This is a genomic window from Paraglaciecola aestuariivivens (assembly GCF_052983255.1).
This window is the reverse complement of the sequence record NZ_JBRKBA010000009.1, coordinates 58,897-84,659: the sequence shown is the minus strand read 5'-3', so window position 1 is coordinate 84,659 and position 25,763 is coordinate 58,897. Positions and strand designations below refer to the sequence as shown.

Below are 25,763 nucleotides of genomic sequence, written 5' to 3'. Positions count from 1 at the left end.
ACTGAGACGCGAAACAAAAGGCTCCTTGGCATTAATTAGCGACTGCTTATAATAGCCAATGCCAAGGCATTGACAGGACTTAGGATAATTAAGACTTATGCTTTGAGTACATATTTCGAAGCCAGTTTCTAGCTGGGTTAATTTACTTTTTTTCAGTAATTTTAACGCGTATAATTTTATTGGTACTACTTTGATGAATTAACAAATCGCCATTTTTAGCAGGGCGCATGTGCCGAATAATTCCCGCATAAAAGTTATCTGAAGGGATCGCCCAGCTTTGGAAGGTTTCGGTGTCAGGATCAAACCTAACTAAGGCATCGGGGCGTTTTGCCGATTCGTTGTACCAAATCTTGCCGTTTACTATTGCTATGGCATAAGGATGCGACTTTTCGCCACTAGGCGAGGGCCATTCTTGAATTTTACCCGTTTTGGGAGAATAGCGGCCTAAACGACCTAATGCTGAGTTTACATACCAAATGTCGCCATTGTCTGCGATATCTAAACGACGAACTTTAGTGGCGTTATTGGGCAGTTTAATCTCGGTTAATTGCATACTTTTGGGGTCTACTTTCACTAAGCAATTGCTGCCATTGCAGGCCACCCAAGGGTTACCATTGGCATCTATTTTTATGCCGTAAGGGCGACTGCCTTGGGTCGGCATACTGACCAACTTGATTTCACCGGTATGAGGATCAAGCCTGCCTAGCATATTACTGTGTTGGGCGGTAAACCATAAAATGCCTTGTTCATCGAAAACAGCGGTATGCGGATCTCGGGCATTTTCACCAGGCATTTTGTATTCGGTAATAGTACCAGATTGAGGATCGAGTTTGCCTATGGTGCCGTTTTTATTGCCTGTGTACCAAATGTTGCCTTGCTGGTCTGGCGTAACAGAGTGGGGCTTAGCATTAGCAGGTAAGGGATATTCGCGCATTTGGCCGGTGTTTGGGTTAATTTTTCCAATTAAATTGCCCCATTGACCAGCCCACCAAATTGAACCATCAGGGGCTTCTACTGGATCACGAGAGCGTTGTCCTAAAGTTGGGGTATGCCATTGCTTAAAGCTGATTTGCACATCGCCAGCAATTAAAGTGGGCGCTCGTTTAGTATTGGGCGGATAGGTTTTAGCAAGGTATTCAAACAGTTGCTGTTCTGTGTCGGGCATAGACGACAAGTCAATCATAGTGCGGGTTAATGCTTGCCAATCTTGATAACTATAGCCAGAGCTGCGTTCAATTGTGCTGGTTCTATGACAGGCGCTACAATATTGCTCCACTAAGGCCGCCCCATTATGATTTTGAGACGGATTGGCTTGCGCATTGGCCTGATGAGCCATAAGCAAAGCACTGGTTAAGCCAATTAATAACAAGGCAAAGTTTACCTTTAAATTTAGCATCTTTGTTTCTCCGTCATCCATTTTTAACCACCTTAAGGCTAAATTAACCCTAGCACAGTCTTTTTAACTAAAAACTATTGAGCGAGATTATTTTAGTAAAAAATGGATTAAAAATTAAAGACTTTGGTAGACTAAAAACCTAAGTCGATTGCTCTAAGGAAGTAGACCTTATTTATGTTGTATTTGGTTCAGTCAAACAAAATGGAATGCTTAGCTGAGAGTTTAATCAGCTGTTTGCAAGACACTGCCAATAGTGGTGTGTCGGTATTTGAATCAGATCAAATATTGGTGCAAAGCCCAGGTATGTCGCAGTGGCTTAAAATTCAAATTGCCGAAGCATTGGGTATTGCTGCTAATATTGACTTTCCTTTGCCCTCCAGTTTTATTTGGCAGTTGTATCAACAACATATTCCCGACTTACCCGAGCAATCAGCTTTTACTAAAGCAAATATGACATGGAAGCTCATGGCTATTTTGCCAACTTTGTTGCACCAGCCAGAATTTGCCGCCATTCAAAGCTATCTGTCTGACGAACAACCTTTAAAGTTATACCAATTAGCCAATAAAATTGCTGACGTTTACGACCAATATTTGGTGTATCGACCTGAGTGGATATTGCATTGGGAAGCAGGGCACAATGACTTGCCTGATAGTGACGAAAAAACGATTTGTGGATCCCATCCATGGCAACCAATTTTATGGCGTGCTTTGGTAACAACTAGCGAGTCCTTAGGCGAGTCACCTTTTCATCGTGCTAATTTACATCACAAGTTATTAGAAGCCTTGCATAACAGTGCTCAAACTAGTCAAAACCAGCACAAACCACTGATGGTATTTGGTATTTCTGCTATGCCATTGCAGCAGTTAGAAGTGTTAAGTGCCTTAGCTGAGTCACGCGATGTGATCATTTTTTGGTTTAACCCTAGTCAGCATTATTGGGGGGATATTGTTGACAAAAAAACGCAGGCAAAAGCGCAATTAAACGCTATCGACAAGGCCAAGTTAGATGGAGTGGAATTTTTAGATATTGGCAACCCCTTGCTAGCGTCTTGGGGGAAGTTAGGCAGAGACTATCAAGATATGTTGTTAGGCCTAGAATTGCAGCAACAAGACAGTTTTGTTGACATTCAAGCGCAGACTTTGCTGGAACACATACAATCTGACGTAAATAACCTGCAGTACAGAGGCACAAGTGCCGAATTAGATGCAAACGAATTATTATCTAACGGGCAGAGCTACCCTAAAATCGAACTGGATACTGATGATCATTCTATTCAAATTCATGCCTGTCATTCGAAAGTGCGCGAATTAGAGGTATTACACGATCAACTGTTAAAATGTTTTAACCAGCATCCTGATTGGCATCCTGGCGATATTATAGTGATGATGCCAGATGTGGCTACCTATGCGCCTTTTATAGAAGGAGTGTTTGGGGCAGTTGATGCTAAGTTAGCCATCCCTTATGCCATTTCTGATCGCAATGCAGGGCAAGTGTCACCGCTGTTAAACAGTTTTTTACAGCTAATGAAACTGCATCAAAGCCGATTAACCTTATCCGAAGTTTTGTCTTTGTTAGAAGTCCCCGCCATTCAGCGTAAATTTGCCATTGAGCCACAAGAGTTTGAGTTATTGCAACATTGGTTAACCGACGCTGGAGTGCGCTGGGGCTGGGACGAACAAGACAAAACCCGATGGGACTTGCCGCTAGAAAAGCAAAACACTTGGGTGTTTGGTTTACAACGCTTGTTAGCTGGTTACGCCATTTACAGTGACGAACTATATCAAGGCCAAGATGGGTTGATTGCGGCTTATGCAGATATTGAAGGCCAACAGTCTGTGGCTTTAGGTAAGTGTTATCAGTTTACAAGTTTGTTATTGAAGGTTTTGGCCTTTTGTCAGCAACCGCAAAGCTTAGAACACAAGGTTGAACAGGCCTTGTGTTTGTTGGCTGACTTGTATGAAACCGATGACACTGAACAAGCCGATATGCTGATATTGCGCGAAACCCTCGAAAAAATGTTGTCTCACGCCCATCAATACCCACACAACATAGATCAAGATGTGTTTGTTAGTGAACTACAACAAAATATTCAAGAAAAAGGCGTTGGCCAACGTTTTTTAGCGGGTTATGTAAACTTTTGTACCTTAATGCCTATGCGAAGTATTCCGTTCAAAATGGTATGTATATTAGGCATGAACGACAGTGATTACCCTAGGCAAACCGTGCCAATGGGCTTTGATCTCATGCGCTTGGCGCCAGCTAAAAGAGGGGATAGGTCGCGACGTTTAGACGATAGATATCTATTTTTAGAGGCCTTGTTATCGGCGAGAGAAAAATTGTATTTTAGTTATCAAGGTTATAGCTTAAAAGACAATAGCCCATTGGCGCCCTCAATTTTATTAAGTGAGTTAATTGAATACTGCCAACAAGGCTTTTGTTTAAAAGGCCAATTGGCATTAGCAGTTAAAGATACTGAACAAAACTTAGTATCCCATTTAACCGTTACTCATAAATTGCAGCCTTTTAATCAAGCTTATTTTTCTGCCAATCAGCAACAGACTTTTTTTAGTTTTAATCAAAAGCAATGCGCTATTGCTGCACAAAGCTTGCAGCCAGCCAAAGCTTTAGCTTTTGACTCAGTACCATTAACCCAAAGGTTAGAGCCAATTCAACAAGTTGAATTAAGCGATTTGATTAGTTTTTTCCAAAATCCCGCCAAAGCATTTTTTATTCAGCGTTGGCAAAGCCGATTTTATTCTCTCGAGCAACAAAGCAGTGATGAAGAGCCTTTTGCTTTTAATCACCTAGATAAATATTTAATTAATCAAAGCATTATCCAGCAGAGCTTAGAACAGGGACAAGATATAGAATCTAGCGCAGACAGCACTAGTGTTAGCGAGCAGCAAACAGATGTCAGTAAAATCATTGACACACTTAAAGCACAAGGCAAATTACCTGCCGGGCAAACGGGTGAATTAGCCATAGGCCCATTTGTTAAACAAAGTAATCAGATAGCTCAACAAATTAGCCAACTAAGTCAGGCAGTAGATAGTGCAAAAAGCGTGGATATTGATTTGTCTATTAACAATATTGCTCTATTAGGGCGAGTGGATAACCTTTATCAGGGCAACTTGATTTTATGGCGAGCCGGTAAACTTAGAGCCAAAGATCGCCTTGCTCTGTACTTACAATGGTTAGCACTTTGCGCACAAAATGTGCCTGCTTCGGTCAATCAGGCGCACTATATCAGCACCGAAAAACTATACAGTTTGCCCGTTATTGAGGCGCAACAGGCCAAACAACAACTCAGCATCTGGTTAGAGTATTGGCAATTAGGTGCTGAACAATTGTTGCACTTTTATCCAGAAGCCGCATGGGAGTGGGTGAATAGCCAAGATGTTAATAAAACCCTAAATGGTTTTATTGGCAGTGACTTTAGCCAAGGCGAAGGAAGTGAAGCGCATATTCAACGAGTCTGTCCAGATCTATCCGTGCATTTTGAGGTCTTTAGTAAACATGCCGAAGCGCTGTTTTTACCTTTAGTGGAATTAGGAGCTAGCCAATGAGTATGCCTAAGATGCAACCACTAGATACTTTCACTTTTCCGTTAACTGGCGCTTCACTTATTGAAGCCAGTGCGGGTACTGGTAAAACCTATACCATAGTTAATTTATATATTCGTTTGTTACTTGGACATGGTTGCAGCCCTTTAGGGGTGGAACAAATATTAGTGGTAACTTTTACCAACGCGGCCACTGGCGAATTAAAAGAGCGTATTCGTCAAAGATTACGCCACGCCTATTTAGACTTTTTTGCCGGTTACAGTGACGATAACTTTATTCAACAGTTGATAGAGCAAAGCGACAATCTTGAGTTAGATTGTCAGCGTCTTGCCTTAGCCAGTAAACAGATGGATGAAGCGGCGGTCTTTACTATTCATGGTTTTTGTCAACGAGCTTTGACCGAACATGCCTTTGAAAGTGGGGCAATGTACGAACAAAGTTTTATTTTAGATGAAAGTGAATGGCTTAAATTAGCCGCAGAAGACTATTGGCGTAAACACATTGTAACTTTGCCTAAGCCAAGCTTACAGTTAATGCTTAAACATTGGGCTACCCCTAATGACCTATTAAAAAGCCTTAAACCTTTGCTTAGCCAACATGCCCAACCTTTACAAAGCATAGATATAGAGGCTGCCATAAAAAGCGTTGAGCAATATGCTGAGCAAGTTGCAAAAGTTAAAAGCTGGTGGTTAAACAATGAGGTAAGCCAGCAATTAGCTCAGGCCAACCTGAATGGCCGGGCCAAAATTGCTAAGATCCCATTACTGCAAAATATGCAGGCATTTTGTCACACAGATTTATTGCTAATGGATTTTGATAAGGCCGGCTGGGGCTTGTTTGTCCCAGAGCAAATCTCTAAAGCGGCCAAAAAAGGCAGTAAAGATCTATCCCATTTAGATTTTAGTCAATTTGAATTATTGCAATCTATGCTAAAACGCTGCCAACAAAACTTGCTCATGGCTTTTAGCTCTGATGCGTTAATTAAGGTGTCGGCCAATTTAGCCTCACATAAACAGATGTTGCACTTGTTGGCCCCAGACGATCTATTAGCAGGATTACAACAAGCTTTACAACCAAATGCGGCAGACACCAATACGCTAGCTAATACCCTTAGGCAGAAATACCCAGCGGCATTAATTGATGAGTTTCAAGATACTGATCCTGTGCAATTTGAGGTGTTCCAAGGTATTTATGGGGCAGAACAAAGCCAAGCTTGTTGGATAATGATAGGTGATCCTAAACAGGCTATTTACGCGTTTCGCGGAGCCGATATTTTTACCTATATCAAAGCCAAAGATTGGGTGCCTCAGCAGCGCCATTTTACCCTAGCCACCAACTGGCGTTCGGCTCCTAAACTAATAAAGGCGATTAATGTTTTATTTGAAAGCAGTGCCAAGGGCTTTTTATTTGAGCAAAACATTCCGTTTTATCCTGTTAAAGCTGGGCGAGACTTTGAAGGCTTAACCATTCAGGGCCAAGCCATTGAACCACTAGATTTTCAACATTTATGCAGCGAGAAAAATGCGCCCATTGCCGCCGGTGAAGCACAAATTCAGTTGGCTAAACACACCGCTAATCAAATTAGCCATTGGTTACATTTAGCTAAATCTAATCAAGCTCAAATAGCGGGGCGAGCCATTAAAGCCGGTGACTGTTGTGTATTAGTGCGCAATCGTATTGAAGCCCAAATTATTAAACAGGCCTTAAGTGCAGTAAAAGTAGAGAGTGTATTTTTAGCACGTAAAAGTGTGTTTGCTACCCAAATAGCCACTGATGTACTTAGGTTACTAAAAGCACTTAATCAACCTACTGACGAGCGTTTATTAAAAGCTGCGTTAATGAGCGAGTTATTTAGTTTTAATGCCCAGCAATTAGATAGCTTATTTAGTAATGAAACACTTTGGCAAGATATTCTAGAGCTGCAATTTAGTTGGCATCTAACCTGGCAAAAACAGGGATTAATTAAAGCGTTAAATCAAGTTTTACAACATTTTAATGTTGAGCAAGGCTTGTTAACCCATCAAGTTGATGGTTTAAGACGGGTAACAGATTTACGCCATATTATTGAATTATTGCAACAACAAAGCCAGCAGCTGGTGGGCGAAGCTCAGTTAATTCACTGGCTTGAGAATTGTTTAATAGAGCCAGATCACAACAGCGAAAGCCAACAAATGCGTTTAGAAAGTGATGAAAATTTAGTGCAAATCATCACATTGCATTCGTCAAAAGGATTGGAATATCCATTAGTATTTATACCCTTTGCTAGTACTTATACTCAGGCCAAACAGGCTTTGTATCACAATCAGCAGCAACAGCTTGAAGTAGACTTTTTAGCCCAAGAAACAAGCTTAAAACAAGCTGACTTTGAACGCTTAGCCGAAGATATTCGTTTGTTTTACGTGGCTGTCACTCGGGCAGTTTATTATTGCTCTATAGGTCTGTGGAATATCACTTTAGGTAAAAGTAAAAAAGAATCGGGTTTTGCCAAAACAGCTTTAGGTTGTTTATTAACGTCGGCCAAAGATGACCTTGCAACATCGCCAGAACAGGCTATCACAGATCAACTTATAGCTGAGCGCATTCAAGCTTTAAGGGCAAAAAGTGATCTGTGTTATCAAACTTTTACTCAAGCGCAAAGCCAAGCAGAGCAGAGCCCTAATGGCCAAGACAGCAGTTTAGATGCCGCTTCACTGGCGGTTTTGACTTTAGCCAAGCCAGTCGAACGCACATGGCGCTTAACCAGTTACTCGGCTATTAGTAGTCAACAAGTGCATTTAGATATACCCGCACCGGGTCAAGATGAAGGGCAAGATCTAGCATTAGATGAAATAGATGGCGAACTAGCTGAAATTTCTCACTTTTCCCAAGAGCCAAGCCAAAGCCCCTTTACCTTTGAGCGAGGGGCCAATGCTGGCTCGTTTTTGCATGGCGTTTTAGAGAATATCGACCTGCAAAAGCCTCAGCAATTACCTGAGGTTATCAAACAACAATCCACTTGGTATGGCATAAACGAACAATGGCAAGCATGTTTAGAAAGCTGGTTGTCTGATGTTTTGCTGGCTCCTTTTAGTGCAGAGTCGCAGACTAAAGCTGCCGAGTTAAGTTTATCTAAGCTAGCACCGCAACAAATCAAAGTTGAGATGGAATTTCATATGCCTTTGCATCAAGTTAAGGTTAAGGCCTTTAATCAAATCATTAATCAACATGTGAAACATCAAGCCCGAGATTATCAGTTTGAGGAACTTAACGGCATGATCAAAGGATTTGTTGACCTTATGTTTGAATATGATGGCAAGTTTTATGTAGCTGATTATAAATCAAACCATTTAGGTGAAGATTATGACAGTTATCACTTGGCTGCTATGGAAGAAGTCATGAGCGCCCATGATTATCATTTACAAGCCATTTTATATACCTTGGCTTTGCACCGTTGGCTTAAACATAAACTGCCAAATTACGCTTATCAAACCCATATAGGTGGCGCCTATTATTTATTTCTGCGGGGCATGAGCCAATCTAAGCCGGGCAATGGTGTGTATTTTGTTTTACCAGAGCAATCTATGATCGAAGCCTTAGATGCCTTGTTTGCCGGAACAACAGCAGAGGCGCCGCACAATGCTAAAACGCCACAGCCACAAGGACAGTTAGACTTATGGTAAATCCAGTATGTTAATGCAAGTTCAAACTCAAATAAAAGATAGGCTAACGCAACTGCTCAAGCTAGGTAAAATTCGCGCCATAGATTTAGCCTTTGCCGACTTTATCTACAGCGAAGAATTGGCTTTGGACTCTTCGGCCAGTGAGTGTTTGGCTATGTTAGCGGCTTATGTGAGTGCCCAGACAGGCGAGCAACATAGTTGTGTGCAACTATCTGATTTAGGGCAGCCTTTTGCTGGGGTGTATACATTTCCTAATTTAGAAGAGTTGCAAACCTATCTAGACCAAGCTCACTCTATCGCCCGATTAGAAAACCAACAGCCTAAGCATGGTTTGGCAATTACTCAGCCCCTAGTAGTGCAAAATGCCAGAGTTTACTTGCAGCGATATTGGACTTATGAGCAGCAATTGGCAGCGATTATTCAAGAAAAGGCAGCAAAAAAACAAGAACTAGATATGCCTGTTGCTCAGGCGCTATTGGCAGAGTTATTTACCCATAATGAAGGGCAAGGTTTAGATTGGCAAAAAGTGGCGGTAGGATTAGCGGCCAGCCAAAGTTTGAGTTTTATTACCGGGGGGCCGGGTACAGGTAAAACCACTACAGTCACTAAATTGTTAGCCTTATTACAAGGTTTGGCTGCAGCAAAGGGTAAAGTGCTGAATATTCAATTGGTTGCCCCCACAGGTAAAGCCGCAGCTAGGTTGACTGAGTCTATTAGTCAGGCAAAACAAAAATTGCCCGTAACCCTGCAGCAAAATTTGCCTCAGCAATGTCAAACCATTCATCGTTTACTTGGGGCTAAGCCCTTGAGCCCGTATTTTAAAGCCAATGCCGCGCATCCTTTGCATTTAGATGTATTGGTATTAGATGAAGCCTCTATGGTGGATTTGCCATTAATGGCAAAATTATTTGCGGCATTGCCCAGCCATGCACAAGTGGTGGTGCTAGGCGATCAAGACCAGCTTGCATCGGTCGAAACTGGCTGTGTGTTATCGGATATTTGCCTAGCGAGCAACAGTCATTTAGGTGAAGTCCAAGGGCTAGCTATTTACTCTCAAGCAAAACAAACAACCCTTTGCCAACTATTAAACATTGACCCTGTGGCAGATTCGCCTCAGCAGTATCACAGTATTATTCAAGACAATGTAGTGCGTTTAGCCAAAAGCCACAGGTTTAGTCAAAATAGTGGAATAGGGCAGTTGGCTAAAGCCATCAAACAGGGGCAAAACCAAGAGGTTAAAACTAGCCTAAGCGACACTGGTTTTAGCGATATTCAATGGTATCAACCCAAAGAAACCCGCGCTTTAGCCAATGCACAAAAAGTGCAAAGCGAAATTATGCAAAATTTAATCGTTAAGTTGTTGCCTAAATACCATGCTTACCTAGACGCAGTGAAACAAGGCGAAATGCAGCTAGCCTTTGATTTATTAAGTCAGCAACAAGTTTTGTGTGCGCAAAAAACAGGGGCATGGGGAGTTAAACAAATAACTCAGTTAATAGAAGCTGAATTAGCCAAGCAAGGTTTAATCGATCCTAGTAAAGACTTTTATCTTGGTCGTCCTATTATGTTGGCGAAAAATGATCATCAATTAAAGTTGTTTAATGGTGACATAGGCATAGTCATGCCCGATCCACATTCGCCAAATTTAAATAAAGTGTGGTTTGTGGCCGAGGATGGCCACTTTCGAGGCTTGTTGCCCAGTCGATTACCAAGTTTAGATACAGTCTATGCCATGACTATTCATAAGAGCCAGGGCTCTGAATTTGACTCAGTGTATTTATGTTTACCAACACTTTCTTCAACGCAAGGGGGCAGAGGGCTTAACCGTGAGTTGATTTACACGGGTTTAACCCGAGCCAAACAATTTTTTATGTTGTTTGCCAGTGAAGAGGCGTTAAACCTAAGCCTAAGCCAGCAATGCTTGCGTGGAAGTGGATTGGCGCAAAGGTTAACAGCTGAAGGTTAAAGCTTATTAATATCTACTAACTAAGAGATAATTTCTACGCTTTATAGATTTGGCTATGCAAAGATGCACATCTGCTTATTGAGCGCATTGAGCATTAGGTCTACAATGCTGCCCTTCTTATTTTATGGTCTTTATTATGAACGACAAAACTACACCAGCAGCCTTACCCGATCGCCTTTCAAATAACCCTAAAAGTAAATTTTATATTGAAGAAGCCTTTGAAAAAGACATTCATATTCGCTTAAACGGCAAAGAGCGAATTAATGTAGAAGAGTACTGTATCAGCGAAGGATGGATAAAAATTGCTTCGCCTAAAGCTCTTGATCGTCGTGGTCAACCTTTGTTGATGACCTTAAAAGGTAAAGTCGAAGCCTTTTACCAATAGTGCGCTCTGTCGCCAATAAAGTTGTCTTTGGGTTACTGATCAGCAAAGTTTTAACTGCTTGTGTGCAGCCAATAACAGCTGTTGATAATGTAGCCCAATCAAGCGCTCTTTCTCAAAAGCAGCAATTAACCGCACCTTGCCAAGCCGCGGTAAAACAGCTCGAACAAGCCATTGATAACAATCAAAAAAATGATTTAAAACAACTAAAGAACAACATTGAATTACATTGTGTATGGCGAAAGTATTAAGGGATCTGATTGTAATTTTGTGTTGGGTTTAGTTGCTTCAAAAAGGTGAGGCTATTCAATAGCCAAATGTGGTTTACCCACAATATAAGCCGCTCTAAATTTATCAAAATACTGCTCTAAGGCCACAGCTGCGTTTGGATCTTTGGCTAGTTTTAGGATTTCGATGGCCACTTCTGCGGTACATAATTGGTGGCTATGGGCTGCTTCGCGTAATTGATAACGCGAGGCTTGTTGGGGTTGTATACCTAATACAGGCAAGCTAGAAAAAGCGGGGCTTTTAAACATCTTTTTGGCTTCGCGCCAGGTTCCGTCTAACATCACAAATAAGGGTATGACGCCTTGTTGCACTGTTGTTAATGCTTGAGGTGTGTCTATGCAGCGAGAAGGTTCGGCATATTGCTGAGGAAAAACTAAAATAGGTGCATATTTAGGGTTAGCTAACAAAGCTAAAAGTGAATCGTCTGGGGATACTCTATCCCACTTAAATGCGTAGTTATCTGGGATCACATCAGCGATGATGCGGCCGGTATTACTGGGTTTGTAATATTCGTTTTTGTACATGACTAAACAAAACGCACAGTGGCTTTGGATTTTAGGTTTATAGGCGCAAATGCAGCTAGTTTGCGGGATTAAACAAGCTTCGCAACGTTTGACTTTAAATCCTCTGGCTCTAAATTCTCGCGTTGATAGTGCCATTTGTTGTTGGCGCAAAATTTGTACTGAGTTGAGATGTGACAAAAAAATCCCGTGAAACTAAAACCGATAATGTAATATCATCGCTTTTTTTCCGCCAATTAAACAGTTTAAGCATGAAAATACCAGTAAATAACCAGATACATTTAGCTTTATTGGTGCCAGAGTTTGCTGAGTCTCTGTATAGCCTGACCAACAAAAATCGTCAGTATTTAAAGAACTGGTTAAGTTGGTTAGATTTAGTTAACAGCTTGCAAGACACCCAAACCTTTATTGAAACAGCTATTTATCATCACAATCATAATCAAGGTTCGAGCTTTGCCATTTTTTACCAAGAAAAAATGGTGGGTGTAGCTGGGTTTAATCATATAGATCATCAACACCATTGGGGCGCCATAGGTTATTGGTTAGACCAAGAGCATACTGGCAAGGGTATTATTACCCAGTCTGTTATTCAGCTAATTAAGTACGGCTTTATTGAGCATCAGTTAGACAAAATTGAAATACGCTGTGCTGAACAAAACCATAAAAGTCGTCAAATTCCCGAGCGTTTGGGTTTTACTTATGAGGCAACGCTTAGACAATGTGAGTGGTTATACAATCACTATGTTGATCATGCAGTGTATTCGTTGTTAAGAAGCGAATTTCGGGGCTAAGCCAAGACTGTCAATTTCATTAATAAACAGCACCGCTATAAAAAATGGCCGTGTTAGCCGGCCATTTGTTTTAATCTATTGACATATTTAAGTAGTTTAATCTAATAACCACATACGTGCTTGTCTTGGTGGAAGGTAGAACTTGTGCCAATTGCTACTGATCACCTCAGTGGCATTTGGGTCTAGGGTATCTCTGTAAGTGTAATGCCAATATAAATTACTTGCTTGAGTGTCTACCCACACATCTTGTCCAGTTCCGCACTTGTTAATGCCTACTAGCCCGAGATGTTCGCGTTGGAACAAAATAATACAGTCGTTGTGGTTTAACACATTCATGCTTTTGCCTTGAGTGGCATTATGAAAGGTTAACATGCCAGCTATGTCGTTACGCTTGTAATAATTCTGCCAGCGCGCGCCATCGTTACTTTCGTTATGATCAGAAAACACCATAGGTACGCCACCATCTCGCCCTAACATATAAGCATTGGCTAAGGCTTCGTCGGTGGGATCCATAATTAAATAACGAAATCCTGAATTATTAGGAATGTCGTGGGTGACAGTAAAAGTTACAGCACGACTGGCTGGCAGCGCTTGACCATAAGCACCAGGATCAACTAATTGACTTAATGAGCCCGAATAACCAAAGGCAGAAAAAATTTGATTAAACAAAGGAAAATCATAAGCACTGTGATTGGTTTGGTTTAAATAAGGTGCTAAAAAATTGTCGTAGCCAGTATCACCAGCGCCACCAGAAGTAATGATTTCTCCAAACACATGCATGCCGCTGATAATAGATGAACTAAATACCGCATTAATGTGCCAGTTGGTCATATGTTTAGCAGCATCTACTCGAAACCCGCTGACACCTAGGTTTTTAAGGGCAATTAAATAGTTTTGTTGTTGTTGCACCACCCAAGAATTGGGATCTAAATCTGGTAGGCCAGTGTCGCCATTACCTCCACATAAACGCCAATACTGAACATCAGCTGGATCGTTCCAATTCGTTATGCAGCCAGGCGCATGAAAATCGTTCGCACTTAAAAAGTTATTGTTAATATTGCCAAATAACGTTTGGCCTGCGTAATAACCACTATTTGATGAATATTGGTTTAACACTGTGCTGCCAGGGTAATTTAAGTCTGAGCGTTGGCTAGATTCGTTGGCCATGTGGTTTAACACTATATCCGCATAGACTTCTACCCCTTGGGCATTCAGGCTGTTAATCATAGAAACAAATGCGGCTTTGTCACCTAAAGGGCTATCGATGACGCGTAGATCTTGAGGTTGATATCTGGCCCACCACTGACTGCCGGTTGACTTATAAGCTGGCGAGACTAACACTTTTTTGTAGCCTAAACTGGCGATTTCAGCAGCTTTAGATTCCACTTCAGCGTAAGTCCAGTTAAAGGCATGTAAAATGACATCTGCTCGGGCAGCGCTGGTAAAACATAGACACAGTAGCAACACAAGGCTAATGCTTTTGTTTAATAGTTGTTTATTCATATGATTGCTCATCTGTTTTTAAGGTGAGCCTAAGGTAGGGGATTTTGCAGTTTGCCTCCATCATCTACATACGTATTCATAACAAAAAGTTAACCTATCGTTAACTTTTGCGTGGTTGAAGCAGGTATTTTGGATAGTTAAGCAAGCCTGCTGGGCAGCAAATAAATAAGGTATTTACTATCCTTTAAATTGCCCTCTAAGCATAGAAGCGCTATTGGTTAAACTGCCAATAGTGCCTAATACACCAGCCAAAGAAGCAGCAATAATAAAAATTGATTGGCCAGAAGTGAGTGCAATGCCCCCCACAATTAGTACAATTAACATACCCAGTGGAAGTCGATAGCTTTTCCAAACCCCGGCTTCACCTTCTTGTACTAACTGTTTTAAAGTGTCTGTGGTTTCGGCGTGCAGCACAAAATGCGCAAAACTTTTATTGATGATAGCAAGGTGATCTTTGTGTACTTTAATCATGCCATTTAAGGCTAAGTGCTCAATCATTTCTGTATTGTTAGGATTTAACCTGTGTTGTTTGGCTAAATTATACAAAGCCAGTTTTTCGGCGCTTGAACAAGACTCCCATTTAAACCGATACAAGGCATCTGCATGCAATAAAATATAATGCAGGGTGGCCCAATCAGAGTCAGTGGATTTAAATTCGGCTCTATTGCTCCATTCACCTTGCTTAGCTTGGGCATTTTTTAGGTAAGCTTGCAGGTCTTTAGGCAGTTGCTCGAGTAAAAATTGTAACTCAGACAAATGTTCTACTTCTTTGGCTAATAAAGCTGGATCAACCTTTTGCATAAAACTATCGGGAACCGAAACACAAAAGTCCATTAAACACTCAGACCACGACAAGTACTCGGTTTGTTCTAAATGATTGTTTGCTCTTGAGGCGAATGGATCATTCATTTTTACCCGGCGAAAGCTCATAAAACCTGCGTAAATAGTAAAGCTGTGTAAATGCCCGCTCATAGTGAGGGATTTAATTTCCATAATTAAATCTAGCAAGTTACGTCTGTATTCAAGGTTGTCTAAACAGGTTTCTATGTCCCATATTTTGACTTTTAATAATCCTGAACCGTCATGGTATGCCAGATCTAACTTTAAGTTGGGTAGGGCAGTATTATTTTGACTGAAGTTTTGTAAACAGGGACTGAGCTGAAACAGATGGGCAAATTCGGTTAACAAAGTTTGATTACAGTCTTGGTTGGTTTTATCTAAACAATTAAGCTGATTACGAATAAGCAAAGTTAGGCCAACACCCGATAGTTTATGATTTCCCAATTTGATTTTAAGCTGCTTGTTGGGCTGCTCGTGGGCTAAATTAGCGGCAATCTTACTTAACCCCTCTACATGTTGTAAAAACGCATTTGAGCAATAAATTTTAGGCCACAACACTTTACGATTGTAATAAAACCATGCCCAGACTAGGGCTAATAACACAGCAATAGAAAGCAAAATTAAATCGTATTCTGGATTAGTTTGTGTAGTTTGAGCATTACCTTGTTGTTCGGTTAACTCTGGGTTAATTAAGTAGGTTTTCATCCATTTCCATAAAAAGCTCGCACCCACTAAGGTACTCATTTTAGGGTAATCTTGTGGGGTAACAGAAGACAGGTAGTCTTGGCATTGCACTAAATGTTGTAAAGAATTGAGTTTAGATTCATCTAATTTTTTGGCACCGTTTTTGGCTAACATTATGGCCTGCCAATCTTTTTGCATAGGTAATAATGCAAATGGTGGGATCCTTTGTTCAGTGACCGAATTAGGGTAACGTTTTAGGGCTATTTGGGTTAACTCAGTAAATTCTTTATTCACTCCGTTACAAGCTTGTTGCGAGTAATAAAAATCAAGGCTTTTAAGTGGCATGGCAGCACTAAACTGTAAGTAAACAAAGTGCATTAAGGCTATCAGCCATAATCCCATAGAAAACAGTTTTGCCCCTTGCTGAAAATTCAGCTGTCGCTCAGCAGACGGATCTTTGCTAGCAAAATGCACTAAGTAAAACCGATAATGCATGATCAACAAGGCAGCCATGCCTAATAGCGGGATGATGGGAGAAAATAAGTGATGTAAATCACTGCCAGGGAAACTCATTTGTAGCAGTTGGCCTATATAAAACAGGCCATAATTGGTGGTAAACACTGCGGTACAAATTAACAATACACGTTTAGTGTCTAGGGCAGCAGGTAAAGCTAAAAATTCTTTGATTTTTTCTGTGGTAATCCAACGGTTAAAGAGTTTTATCACTAACAAAATAACAAAGAGAATAAATACAAAAGTAAAAAAGATATAAAAGAACTGGTTGGTCATAAAGCTATCAAGGCTATCATTGGGTGAAAATACCACCATAACCCAATCGTCCACTTGTGTAGGTGCTAAGGTAAAACGTCCAGCTTCTCCATGATAAAAGCCATTCAGTTGATTGCTGTTTAATGTGGCTTGTTTATCTAACCCTGCTTTAATCCAATGGTTTAATTGTGAATCGTTTTGACCTGCATAAAACAAATTCTCGGCTAGTGATCTTTCCTCATCACTGTGAAAAAGAAGGTCTCCAGTATTTCTGTCTACTAACATAAACACAAAGTCGAAAGGCGCGGGGGGCGCCAAACTTACCGAAGGCAAAATCACGTCTGCCCCTAACACTAGCCCAGCAACAGATAAGTCAACATCCAAGCCTAAGTTAGGTTGATGCATAGGCACTGAAATAGTGGTGCCTCTGGTGCCATCATTAATATTCAACAATCTTTGAATATAGACGTTGCGAAAAATTAGACTTTGGTCTTTTTCAGTATTCTGAGGTTCGGTGGATAACTCAGAAAAATCTAACAACCATCCGCGATAATCTCTAACCTTTTTAAAGTAATCTCGATGCGATAGCTGATAGGCCTGAGGTTTAGCATTTGACTCTTGAAAATAGATAGACGGAAGATTGGCATAACCCGTTTGATCGGTAGCAAAAATGGTTAGCACTTTAGGTAATTTATAGTCAGTTTGAATATCGATGACATTGTCATAAATTTCTTGCCGTTCAATGTAACTGTTAAATACATTGTTTTCGTTGTCTATATGGGTTTTTAATGCCCCAGCAAAAAAACTCAACACCCCTAATTCATTTTTACCTTGGTGATAAGGGTAATTAGGCGTTTCTTGGTTATTGGGGCGGTCATCTGCCGATGTAGGTGGAGACTGACTTTGCACCATTTTTTTAGTGTAACTAGTTTGTCTTTCATTGACTTTGATGGCGCTATACCACCTATCTTGTTGGTATGTGGTGCTAAGAGGGGCGTGCCAAGTTTCGCTAGCCACTACATCTGGTAAGGCTTTATCAAAATAACAGCTGGTACAGTCCTTTCTGTCTTGCGCCAGTTGGGTTAAGGCTTTATTTAATGCATCTACGGTTTGTTGATAAGACCACAAGGGGCGTTCATCTTGATCAAGTTTAGATTCAATAGGTTTTAAGGTTTGTAGTTCTGCCTTAGTATCACTGTAAAAATCTCGATAGGAGCCCAATTCATTAAACACTTCTTTAAGATCTTTTTGTAAGTCTTTGGACAATTGCTGGGCATAAAGTAAGGCTTGTTGATCTTTATAAGATTGCAGCCCACTTTTGGTTAAATAAGACAAAATTAACGCCACTAATACTATATAAAATAGGTAACTTGCTGATTGACTAAAGATGCGATAATAACTAGTGATAGATTGATGAGCAGGCAATAAAAACAGCCTAAGCATGGCCCAACTAAACATTAAGCTGATTAAGCTGACAACCAACAACGAAATATTCCAATGACCACTGCCTTTATTTTTTAATTGCTGCTTGGGCAATAATCCAACTAAATATAACTTTTCTATGTTATCGCTTGTTTCTTTGTTGGGGCTTTTAATTTTTAAAGGGGTAGACACGCTAAAAGGGAAAATAAAAATTCTAAAATCGCCATGTGATAATTGCATGTCTATGTGACTGCTAAAAGTTGGCAGAGGAGCGTCGGCTAATTCAGAGCCCGACTCTTGATTGGCGTTAAAATTTAATGCACTGAGATTATTTTTTTGGATCAATTTTTTATTAATAGAGGTCATTTCAACAATAGAAATGGTTTTTTCACCGCCCGTATTAGCTAACACTGTGCCGCGAGAATCGGCAAATAAATATTGGCTAAAGCCTTGACTGGTATCAGGTAAAATATCTCTTAGATCAATAGACGCACTCAGCTTTTTGTGTTCAATAATGATCTTTTGCGCTGTTAGTAGGTAATTAAATCCAACTATATTGTTGTCTGGCGGGGTGCGTACTTGTCGAGCATAACTGGGCAATAATGAGCGAATAGACACTTCGCTTTCTTCTGACTCATGCATGCTGTGTAGTGAATTAAGATTTTCATTAAATTGATTTGATGCTTCGTACAAGACTCGATAGAAATCATGGTTTAACGAAGCGGCATGTTGATTTAATAAAAGGTAATACCCAAAACCCGCCACTAAAATAATGGCAATAAATAGGGTAAACCAAGTTTTTCGCTTTGGAGCTACCTCTTTACTTGAGGTATTATATGCCGCGTTTTGGTTAGACATAGACATGACCTAATTGTTGATGAGTAAACAAGCTGTATAACCCGTTAAAACCTCAACAAAATGTCAAAAAATTCTTAACCACTAATGAGATTATTGTTTTTAACCATTACATTGTAGAAGCTAGGTAATAAAATGCGCCAATCAAGTCCAACAACTTTTCCTAAAGGAAGATAAAATGAATGAAATTTCGCCAGAAAAATTTCTAGCGCTAAGTAAAATGCTGCCTGAAGACCGTTTTGAATATGCTTTAGAACAAATGATCAGCAAGCAATATCTATGGGGCTTATATGGTGAAAACGGTTGGGTGATGTTAAAAGCCGATGACGATGCCTGCCTTCCTATTTGGCCTAATAAAGAGTTTGCCTTAGCTTGGGTTAAAGAAGACTTCCCAAATTGTGAGCCTAAACAAATTGATTTTGAACAATGGATGCAAGAGTGGCTGCCCGGCATGAAAAATAACAATACCCTAGTTTTAGTTTTTCCATTAAGTGAAGACGAAGAAGGGGTGATGTTAGAAGCGGAAGAAATGCTGAACTGCCTTGAAGAAGATTTAGCTAAGATTAATTCAAATTCTTAAATGCAAAGGCAGGCAGTAGAAAAGGGGCTAGGCGATGCTAAGGCACTATGTAAAGTGTATATTGCCAACACCCCCAACATGCCTTGTTATCAAAAACTAACTGAGGTACAAGCCTTAGTTGAAGGTGATATACAGGCAATTGGATTAGCCTGTGGCAATGGGTGGCGTAAAGTATTTAATGTTTACGCTAAACTGCTTTATGCCTTAAATCGCCCCAACTTTGTGTCTTTAAGTCATTACCAAAATTGGCAGCAATTTCGCGATCAAGCGCTATTGCAAGCTGGCTCAAATACGAGTTTGTTATTTTCAGCCCCAGAGTCAGACCACCTAACGGCTAAGGGTAGGGAAGTACATATTGTTATGGGTAAAGGCTATGCCAACAGTTTAGCCTTACACTCAGACATAACTTGGATTGATAACTATTTTGCTATCAATCCAGAAAAACGCTTAATTGTTTGTCCATATTTTGACTATAGGCAATTGAGCAATGCCAAAATCATTCAATTGGTTACTATTATTCATTCTTTGTTAGACGAGCAAAAACTTGATGTCGCTTGATATTTTACGCCAACATTTTCCAATTTTTTCCGCACCAGAAAAACAAAGTTGGGTGTATTTAGATAGCGCAGCAACCAGCCAAAAGCTGCAAAGTGTGATTGATATTACCCAAGCCTATTATCAAGAGCAGGCGGTTAATGTGCATCGTTCTAGCCATCAGTTGGCTTCAGCTGTCACCGCTGAATTTGAACAAGCCAGGCATAAGGTGCAAAAGTTTATAGGTGCCAAACAAGCAGAAGAAATTGTCTGGACCAAAGGGGCAACAGAGGCAATCAATTTAGTGGCTAATGGGCTAGGGCAAAGTTACTTTACTGCAGGCGATGAAATTTTAATTTCTGCCTTAGAGCACCACGCTAATATTGTGCCTTGGCAACAAGTGGCTAAAAAATTAAATCTGCAGCTTAAAGTGATACCAGTGGATGCCAAAGGCGTGATTCAACTTGAGCAGGCGCTTAAGCTGATTAATGCCAATACCGCCTTGGTGGCTATAGGTCATGTGTCTAATGCCCTAGGTAATATCAATCCAATTGCACCTATTATTAAAAAAGCCCAGCAATTTAATGCTCTCACCTTAATAGATGGCACCCAAGCGGTTAACCATTTACAAGTCGATGTGCAGAAAATTGATTGTGATTTTTATGTGTTCAGTGGTCACAAAATGTTTGGCCCAACTGGCATTGGGGTGTTGTATGGCAAATATCATTTACTCGAACAGTTACCGCCTTATCAAACCGGCGGCGAAATGATAGTAAAAGTCAGTTTTTCTGAGAGCAGTTTTCAACCCCCACCGTTAAAATTTGAAGCGGGTACGCCTAATATCGCTGGAGTGTTAGGCATGAAAGCGGCCATCGATTTTATTCAACAGCATAGGCAAGCAATGCAAAAAATCGAGCATAGCTTGTATCAAGCCTTGTTAAGCGGATTAAACGATATTCCAGAAATTACCCTGTGGGGCGATACGCAACACTCAATTAGCCTGCAATCTTTTACGGTAAATAATATTAGTCATTACGACTTAGCTGTGTTGTTAGATAAACACAATATTGCCATAAGAGTAGGCCATCATTGTGCTATGCCTTTAATGGAGACCTTAGGTATAGACGGCACCTTAAGAGTATCCATAGGTCCGTATAATACCCTAGAAGAAATACAGACTTTTGTGCAGGTTTTAGCAAATAGTTTGGCTAAGCTAAAAGCGCCCCTTGATGAATCTATAGGCAAACAAGAAAATCAACCTAAGCAAGAAGTGTCACATAGTTTGCCGCCTTTGGCACAAAAGATTAAACAAGCCAAAGGGTGGGATCAAACCTACCGACAATTGATGTTGGCAGGAAAAGACCTAACGCCCTTGGCAGACCATTTAAAAACCGCTGAGAGCGAAGTCAGTGGTTGTGAGAGCCCGGTTTGGGTACATTGCGTTATTAGAAATAATCAATTGCAAGTATCTGGGGATTCACCCAGTAAAATTGTGCGTGGACTTTTGGCAGTAATATGTGAAGTGTTGTCGCAGCAAACACCTCAACAAGCCTTAGATTTTGATTTAACCGCTTATCTAACTAAGCTAGATTTACACAAGCACTTAAGCCCAAGCAGAGGTAATGGTTTAGCTGCGATGGTATTAAAAATCAGACAATATTGTCAACGCCATTGTGATGGTGCTTAATCTGATAAAAATCTTTACCAGAGATTTATTCTAACTCCCTTAGTCATCACATTCATTTATTTTAAGGCAAGTGTTTAGCCACAAATTCCGTGCAGTCTCCAGCATGAGTGACATCAATTAAGTAGTGAATTTTCCAAGAACCGTTGCGTTTTATTAACTGAAAGCTATTGCTACCACAGTGACTTAATTGGTCGTTTACATAAAAGGCAAAAGGTGTCCAAACACTGGCGAGTGTATCTTGTTGTTGCACATCTATGGCCAATAAATGTTCGTCTAACGAGGCTTGAGCCTGACTAACTTTCTGGGCAAATTGGCTGATATTGGTATTAGATATTGAGCCATCAGCCTCAACTCGCTGCAAAATAGCTTCAGCGCTAAACTGCTGAATAATTTTATCACTGTTGTGTTCACGCATAGCATCAAATAACTGAAAGATAGGGGCTATCACAGGGTTTTTGCCTTGAGCGGGTTGCTGCAAATTGTGGGCATAAGTATTAACACTAATAGTGCAAGTTATGAATAACACTAAACTAAGTAAAGTCTGGGGCATTTGCCTGCTCCTTTTAGGGATTGGATTGTGAATGGTTAGCATTTTTAGCTGCTATCCACTGCGCCATGTATTGGGTGCTTTTGTGCTGGTGGTGCTGCAACATTTGGCCAATAAAGTTTTGCGCTCTGTGCTGGTGGAGATGGTTTGATATTTGACATACTCTAGCCAATAAATCTGCTTGGATCAGGCTTTTATCAAAGCGTTGTTTAATTAACTCATAACCTAGCTGTTGCGCGCTGTGCCATAAGTCTTGCTGTTGATACAATTTTACAGCTTGATCGGCAAACTGCTGCGCGGCCTTTTCTTGATCTGAAAATAAACTTAAATCGGTAACTAAACCTGGCCATTTCTTATCTATCTGCATGCCCTCAGTGCCAATTTGGGTGGTCACATTGGGGGTACCACACCACATTGCCTCTGCTAACTTACCTTTTATTCCTGCACCAAATCTAAGGGGGGCCAAACACACTTTTGCTTGTTGCATAACCTGCTTAGCATCCTGCGCCCAGCCTTTGACTAAAAAGCCCTGTTTAGGATTATGCAGTTGGGTAGCTTTGGGGGGAGGATAAGCCCCATAAATATGTAATTCGGCCTTAGGCAATTGTTTGCGGATAAGCGGCCAAATCTGTTGCTTTAAAAACAAAACCGCATCCCAGTTAGGCTGATGGCGAAAGTTGCCAATGCTGATAAAGTGTTGTCTATCTGCATAGGCAAGTTCACTGGGTGCAAACTGATTAAAATCTAACATAAAGGCACAGTGATGAAGAATATGCGCGGGAACACTAAAGAGTTGTTGTAACAAAGTCAGTTCGTAATCAGAAATGATCAAACTTAGATCACAACGAAAAATGGCCGCAATTTCTCGTTTAGCTAGGTCACTTTCTAATAAAACTGTCTCAATAGGTAAAGACTTTTTAGTGGCTTGAAGGCGCGCATCACGTAGCGAATGTAAGTCTTCAGTGTCTAACACTCTTAGTGCATCTGGACAAAACTTAGCCACTCGCCAGCCAAACTGCTCTTCTAACATAAAGCGATCAAATAGCACTAAGTCGGGATTTAATTGCTGAATGAAAGTGTCAAAGCTGCTGCAGTTTATTGTTATTTGTTGTTCATCAATGCCCAACTGAGTGAGATCAGATTTATGCTCACCTTGTAATGCGGGACTGGCAAAGGTCAGATCACAGCCTTGCTCTTTAAATAATTTTAACAGGCTTAACATATGACTGCCCGCCGCAGATGAATTAGGCTCTGGCCATACATAACCTAAAACTAAAACCCTTTGAATATTGGCTTTAGCTAAACTTGTTTGAGCTTTATTGATTGGCAATTTTGACACGGTTTCGTCCGGCTTTTTTAGCTGCATACAAGGCAATATCGGCTTGTTTCATAATATCTGCAAAACTCGCGTGTTGCTTGCTTCGTTGGGCTAGGCCAAAACTACTGGTTACTTTAACAATTTTATCTTTTGCCGGTTTTTGCGGTTTGGCATTTTTGGGTTTAGCAGGACGAGGTTTGGCTCTAAGAGCAATGTCGTAATCGGCTATGGTCTGACGTACGACTTCAACAAAAGGTGCAACTTGTTCAGCGGTTTTACCCGCAAACACCATGATAAATTCTTCGCCACCAAACCTAAAGGTTTTGCCACCTCCTTGTATTTTGGCAAGTTTACTGGCCACCAGTTTTAACACTTCGTCGCCTACATCATGACCATAGGTGTCGTTAAATTTTTTAAAGTGATCAATATCAGACATCACCACGGTATATTTACGCCCTAGGCTAGGAACATATTGCATAAGGGCGCGTCGCGAAGGGATCCCAGTTAGCTCGTCTTTAAAAGCCATAGTAAAGCTGTCTTTTAATACCGAATAACAGATCAATACCGATAGCCCCAGAATGCCAATGAGCTTAATGTAGGGATCAGCATAAAAGGATAAGCTCACTGCCATAAATAACGCATACAGCAACGCATTATGGGTGTTAGTTGGGCTAATAATGACACGCAAAATAGCCATTAAGCTAAGGATAAAAATCAACACAAGATAAAAGCTAGAAGTGCTAGCTAAGAGATCTGGTGCCCATTCAAATATCAGCCGTGTAAAACTAGATAACCAAGGTTGAGCATAATTGGCCAAGCTAGGTAAAGCTAACCATGAAACTAAAACTATGGCACTAAAGAGCAACAGACTTTTAATTAAATTAGCCAAAGAAAAGCCCTTGTCTTGACTAAATAACAAGCTAAACAAACATAAGGCTAGGGCGCTTAATTGGGCATCAAAATACGGGTGAGCTAAGTAGACAAAAGGTTGAACTAATACCACCACCATTAATAAGCAAGCATACACAAGGCGGCTGCGCCCAAATTGCCAAGCAATGATGGCGGCTATGGCTAAGCTCACATAACTCATCCATTGAATATCGGCCAACCAAGTTTGTAATAGGCTAGTTTTGACCGAATACAACACAGCTAAGCCAATAAAAAGGACTAAAGGTGGAATAAACAACCCACTAAAATGGGTGAATCGAGACAACAGGGAAGACATTTTAGTAGCCAAAAACAACGCTCACTTCGATTAAAATTTGGGGGTAAGTCTAAAGCTATTGTATGTGAAAGCATACCGACTCTTAAAGCCTTGTGATAAGGTATTTTTCATATTTAGTTAAATGCGGTGCTAGCAAATATGCCAGATAATTTTCCTTGGCAGACTCATACAGTTTTTGGTGCGGGGTTAATTGGCTGTTATTTAGGTGCAGTGTTAACGCATTTAGGCTTTAACACTCAGCTCATTGGCCGCGCTGCAACTCAAGCTAAGTTAAAAAATGGCATAAAGTTAACAGATTATCATGGGCATATTTGCCAATTGCCCTCTCTAGAGATCTATACGCCAGCGCAACTTTTAAACAAGCACCTAACTCATGAGGGCCCCAAGTGCCCAACTAAATTTTTATGGTTAACGGTTAAATGCACTGGCATTAAACAAGCTTGTATTGATATGGCGCCTTTGGTTGATGAACACACAGTGATTTTTTGTTGTCAAAATGGCCTAGGCTCAGAGCGTTTGGTAAAACAGGCTTTCCCCGTTAATAAAGTCGTACGGGTAATGGTGCCTTTTAATGTGTCAGAATTAGCCGCTGCACATTACCACTTAGGCTCAGAAGGCAAAATGACCTTAGAAGTCAATCAACAATCTCGAGCAGAGATAAGTGCTTTGGTAATGGCACTTAATTCTGAACTTTTACCCTTAAGCATTAGCGACAAGATGGATGCCTTATTATGGGCCAAGTTGCAGTTAAACCTAGGCAATAGTGTGAATGCACTGGCCGATATTCCGGTAAAAGCCATGTTAGAGCAAAGGGGTTATAGAGTGGCCATTGCCTTGTTAATGCAAGAATTACTGCAAGTTGCTAAGGCGCTAAATTTAAACTTACCTAAACTAACCGCTGTTCCTGCAGCACTTCTTCCATGGGTTCTAAGTTTGCCTAATGTGTTGTTTACTCGTGTGGCCAATAAAATGTTGGCCATAGATCCCAATGTACGTTCGTCTATGTGGTGGGATCTGTCTCAAGGAAAAACCACTGAAATTGATTTTTTAAATGGCGCCATAATAGAGCAGGCTAAATTGTTAGGTTTAGCCTGCCCAGTAAATGAAAGAATGTGTAAGTTAATTCAGCAGGTGAGTGCCAAAGGTCAGGTTACAAAAAATAATCCAAGCCCCATAAGTGCAAAAGACTTAGTCAAATTATTAAAAAGCCATCAATACTCAACCTAGTAAACA

General features: G+C 40.6%; 17 protein-coding genes. 10 read left to right on the top strand and 7 right to left on the bottom strand.

The window, feature by feature from the left end:
* Positions 1 to 142: 142 nt before the first annotated feature.
* A complete protein-coding gene (locus tag ACVCDT_RS13455) occupies positions 143 to 1,417 on the bottom strand; it encodes a virginiamycin B lyase family protein (RefSeq protein ID WP_447133302.1) in 1,275 nt (424 codons plus the stop codon).
* Between the two features lie 153 nt (positions 1,418 to 1,570).
* Between ACVCDT_RS13455 and recC the strand changes: the two genes are divergently transcribed.
* From recC to ACVCDT_RS13430, 5 genes are all read left to right on the top strand, one after another.
* A complete protein-coding gene (recC, locus tag ACVCDT_RS13450; protein ID WP_447133301.1) occupies positions 1,571 to 4,963 on the top strand; it encodes an exodeoxyribonuclease V subunit gamma in 3,393 nt (1,130 codons plus the stop codon).
* Positions 4,960 to 8,619 (top strand): exodeoxyribonuclease V subunit beta, encoded by a 3,660-nt coding sequence (recB, locus tag ACVCDT_RS13445; RefSeq protein WP_447133300.1) that lies wholly within the window; start codon positions 4,960 to 4,962, stop codon positions 8,617 to 8,619. The genes recC and recB overlap by 4 nt, the downstream gene beginning before the upstream one ends.
* A gap of 7 nt (positions 8,620 to 8,626) precedes the next feature.
* A complete protein-coding gene (gene recD / locus ACVCDT_RS13440; RefSeq protein WP_447133299.1) occupies positions 8,627 to 10,585 on the top strand; it encodes an exodeoxyribonuclease V subunit alpha in 1,959 nt (652 codons plus the stop codon).
* A 136-nt stretch (positions 10,586 to 10,721) separates the two neighbouring features.
* Positions 10,722 to 10,970: a DUF3297 family protein gene (locus tag ACVCDT_RS13435; RefSeq protein WP_447133298.1), complete on the top strand. Its 249-nt coding sequence runs from the start codon at positions 10,722 to 10,724 to the stop codon at positions 10,968 to 10,970.
* Positions 10,970 to 11,218, top strand: a complete 249-nt coding sequence (locus ACVCDT_RS13430) for a hypothetical protein (RefSeq protein WP_447133297.1) — start codon at positions 10,970 to 10,972, stop codon at positions 11,216 to 11,218. The genes ACVCDT_RS13435 and ACVCDT_RS13430 overlap by 1 nt, the downstream gene beginning before the upstream one ends.
* A 51-nt stretch (positions 11,219 to 11,269) precedes the next feature.
* On the opposite strand, the gene ACVCDT_RS13425 is transcribed toward ACVCDT_RS13430, so the two are convergent.
* Positions 11,270 to 11,914: a tRNA-uridine aminocarboxypropyltransferase gene (locus tag ACVCDT_RS13425; RefSeq protein WP_447133356.1), complete on the bottom strand. Its 645-nt coding sequence runs from the start codon at positions 11,912 to 11,914 to the stop codon at positions 11,270 to 11,272.
* A gap of 113 nt (positions 11,915 to 12,027) precedes the next feature.
* On the opposite strand from ACVCDT_RS13425, the gene ACVCDT_RS13420 reads away from it, so the two are divergent.
* The gene (locus ACVCDT_RS13420; RefSeq protein ID WP_447133296.1) at positions 12,028 to 12,567 is read left to right on the top strand and encodes a GNAT family N-acetyltransferase; all 540 of its coding nucleotides are present in this window, start codon (positions 12,028 to 12,030) and stop codon (positions 12,565 to 12,567) included.
* A 96-nt stretch (positions 12,568 to 12,663) separates the two neighbouring features.
* On the opposite strand, the gene ACVCDT_RS13415 is transcribed toward ACVCDT_RS13420, so the two are convergent.
* Positions 12,664 to 14,070, bottom strand: coding sequence for an alpha-amylase family protein (locus ACVCDT_RS13415; protein ID WP_447133295.1), 1,407 nt, complete (start codon positions 14,068 to 14,070; stop codon positions 12,664 to 12,666).
* 177 nt (positions 14,071 to 14,247) lie between these two features.
* A complete protein-coding gene (locus tag ACVCDT_RS13410) occupies positions 14,248 to 18,642 on the bottom strand; it encodes a hypothetical protein (RefSeq protein ID WP_447133294.1) in 4,395 nt (1,464 codons plus the stop codon).
* Between the two features lie 175 nt (positions 18,643 to 18,817).
* Between ACVCDT_RS13410 and ACVCDT_RS13405 the strand changes: the two genes are divergently transcribed.
* The 3 genes from ACVCDT_RS13405 to ACVCDT_RS13395 are packed head-to-tail and all read left to right on the top strand — an operon-like array spanning position 18,818 to position 21,440.
* Positions 18,818 to 19,219 carry a DUF2750 domain-containing protein gene (locus ACVCDT_RS13405; protein ID WP_447133293.1) on the top strand — a complete coding sequence of 134 codons (402 nt, stop codon included), beginning with the start codon at positions 18,818 to 18,820 and terminating at the stop codon, positions 19,217 to 19,219.
* Positions 19,220 to 19,777: a DUF6942 family protein gene (locus tag ACVCDT_RS13400; RefSeq protein ID WP_447133292.1), complete on the top strand. Its 558-nt coding sequence runs from the start codon at positions 19,220 to 19,222 to the stop codon at positions 19,775 to 19,777.
* Positions 19,767 to 21,440 carry a SufS family cysteine desulfurase gene (locus ACVCDT_RS13395; protein ID WP_447133291.1) on the top strand — a complete coding sequence of 558 codons (1,674 nt, stop codon included), beginning with the start codon at positions 19,767 to 19,769 and terminating at the stop codon, positions 21,438 to 21,440. The genes ACVCDT_RS13400 and ACVCDT_RS13395 overlap by 11 nt, the downstream gene beginning before the upstream one ends.
* Positions 21,441 to 21,501: 61 nt before the next feature.
* Here the strand turns inward: ACVCDT_RS13395 and ACVCDT_RS13390 are convergent, their stop codons facing one another.
* Genes ACVCDT_RS13390 through ACVCDT_RS13380 form a run of 3 tightly spaced genes read right to left on the bottom strand, consistent with a single transcriptional unit; the run spans position 21,502 to position 24,530 of the window.
* Positions 21,502 to 21,990, bottom strand: a complete 489-nt coding sequence (locus ACVCDT_RS13390) for a nuclear transport factor 2 family protein (RefSeq protein ID WP_447133290.1) — start codon at positions 21,988 to 21,990, stop codon at positions 21,502 to 21,504.
* 13 nt (positions 21,991 to 22,003) lie between these two features.
* A complete protein-coding gene (locus tag ACVCDT_RS13385) occupies positions 22,004 to 23,275 on the bottom strand; it encodes a glycosyltransferase family 4 protein (RefSeq protein WP_447133355.1) in 1,272 nt (423 codons plus the stop codon).
* A gap of 28 nt (positions 23,276 to 23,303) precedes the next feature.
* Positions 23,304 to 24,530: a GGDEF domain-containing protein gene (locus tag ACVCDT_RS13380; protein WP_447133289.1), complete on the bottom strand. Its 1,227-nt coding sequence runs from the start codon at positions 24,528 to 24,530 to the stop codon at positions 23,304 to 23,306.
* 138 nt (positions 24,531 to 24,668) lie between these two features.
* Here ACVCDT_RS13380 and ACVCDT_RS13375 point away from each other — a divergent pair, with 138 nt between their 5' ends.
* Positions 24,669 to 25,757: a 2-dehydropantoate 2-reductase gene (locus ACVCDT_RS13375; RefSeq protein ID WP_447133288.1), complete on the top strand. Its 1,089-nt coding sequence runs from the start codon at positions 24,669 to 24,671 to the stop codon at positions 25,755 to 25,757.
* Positions 25,758 to 25,763: the final 6 nt, after the last annotated feature.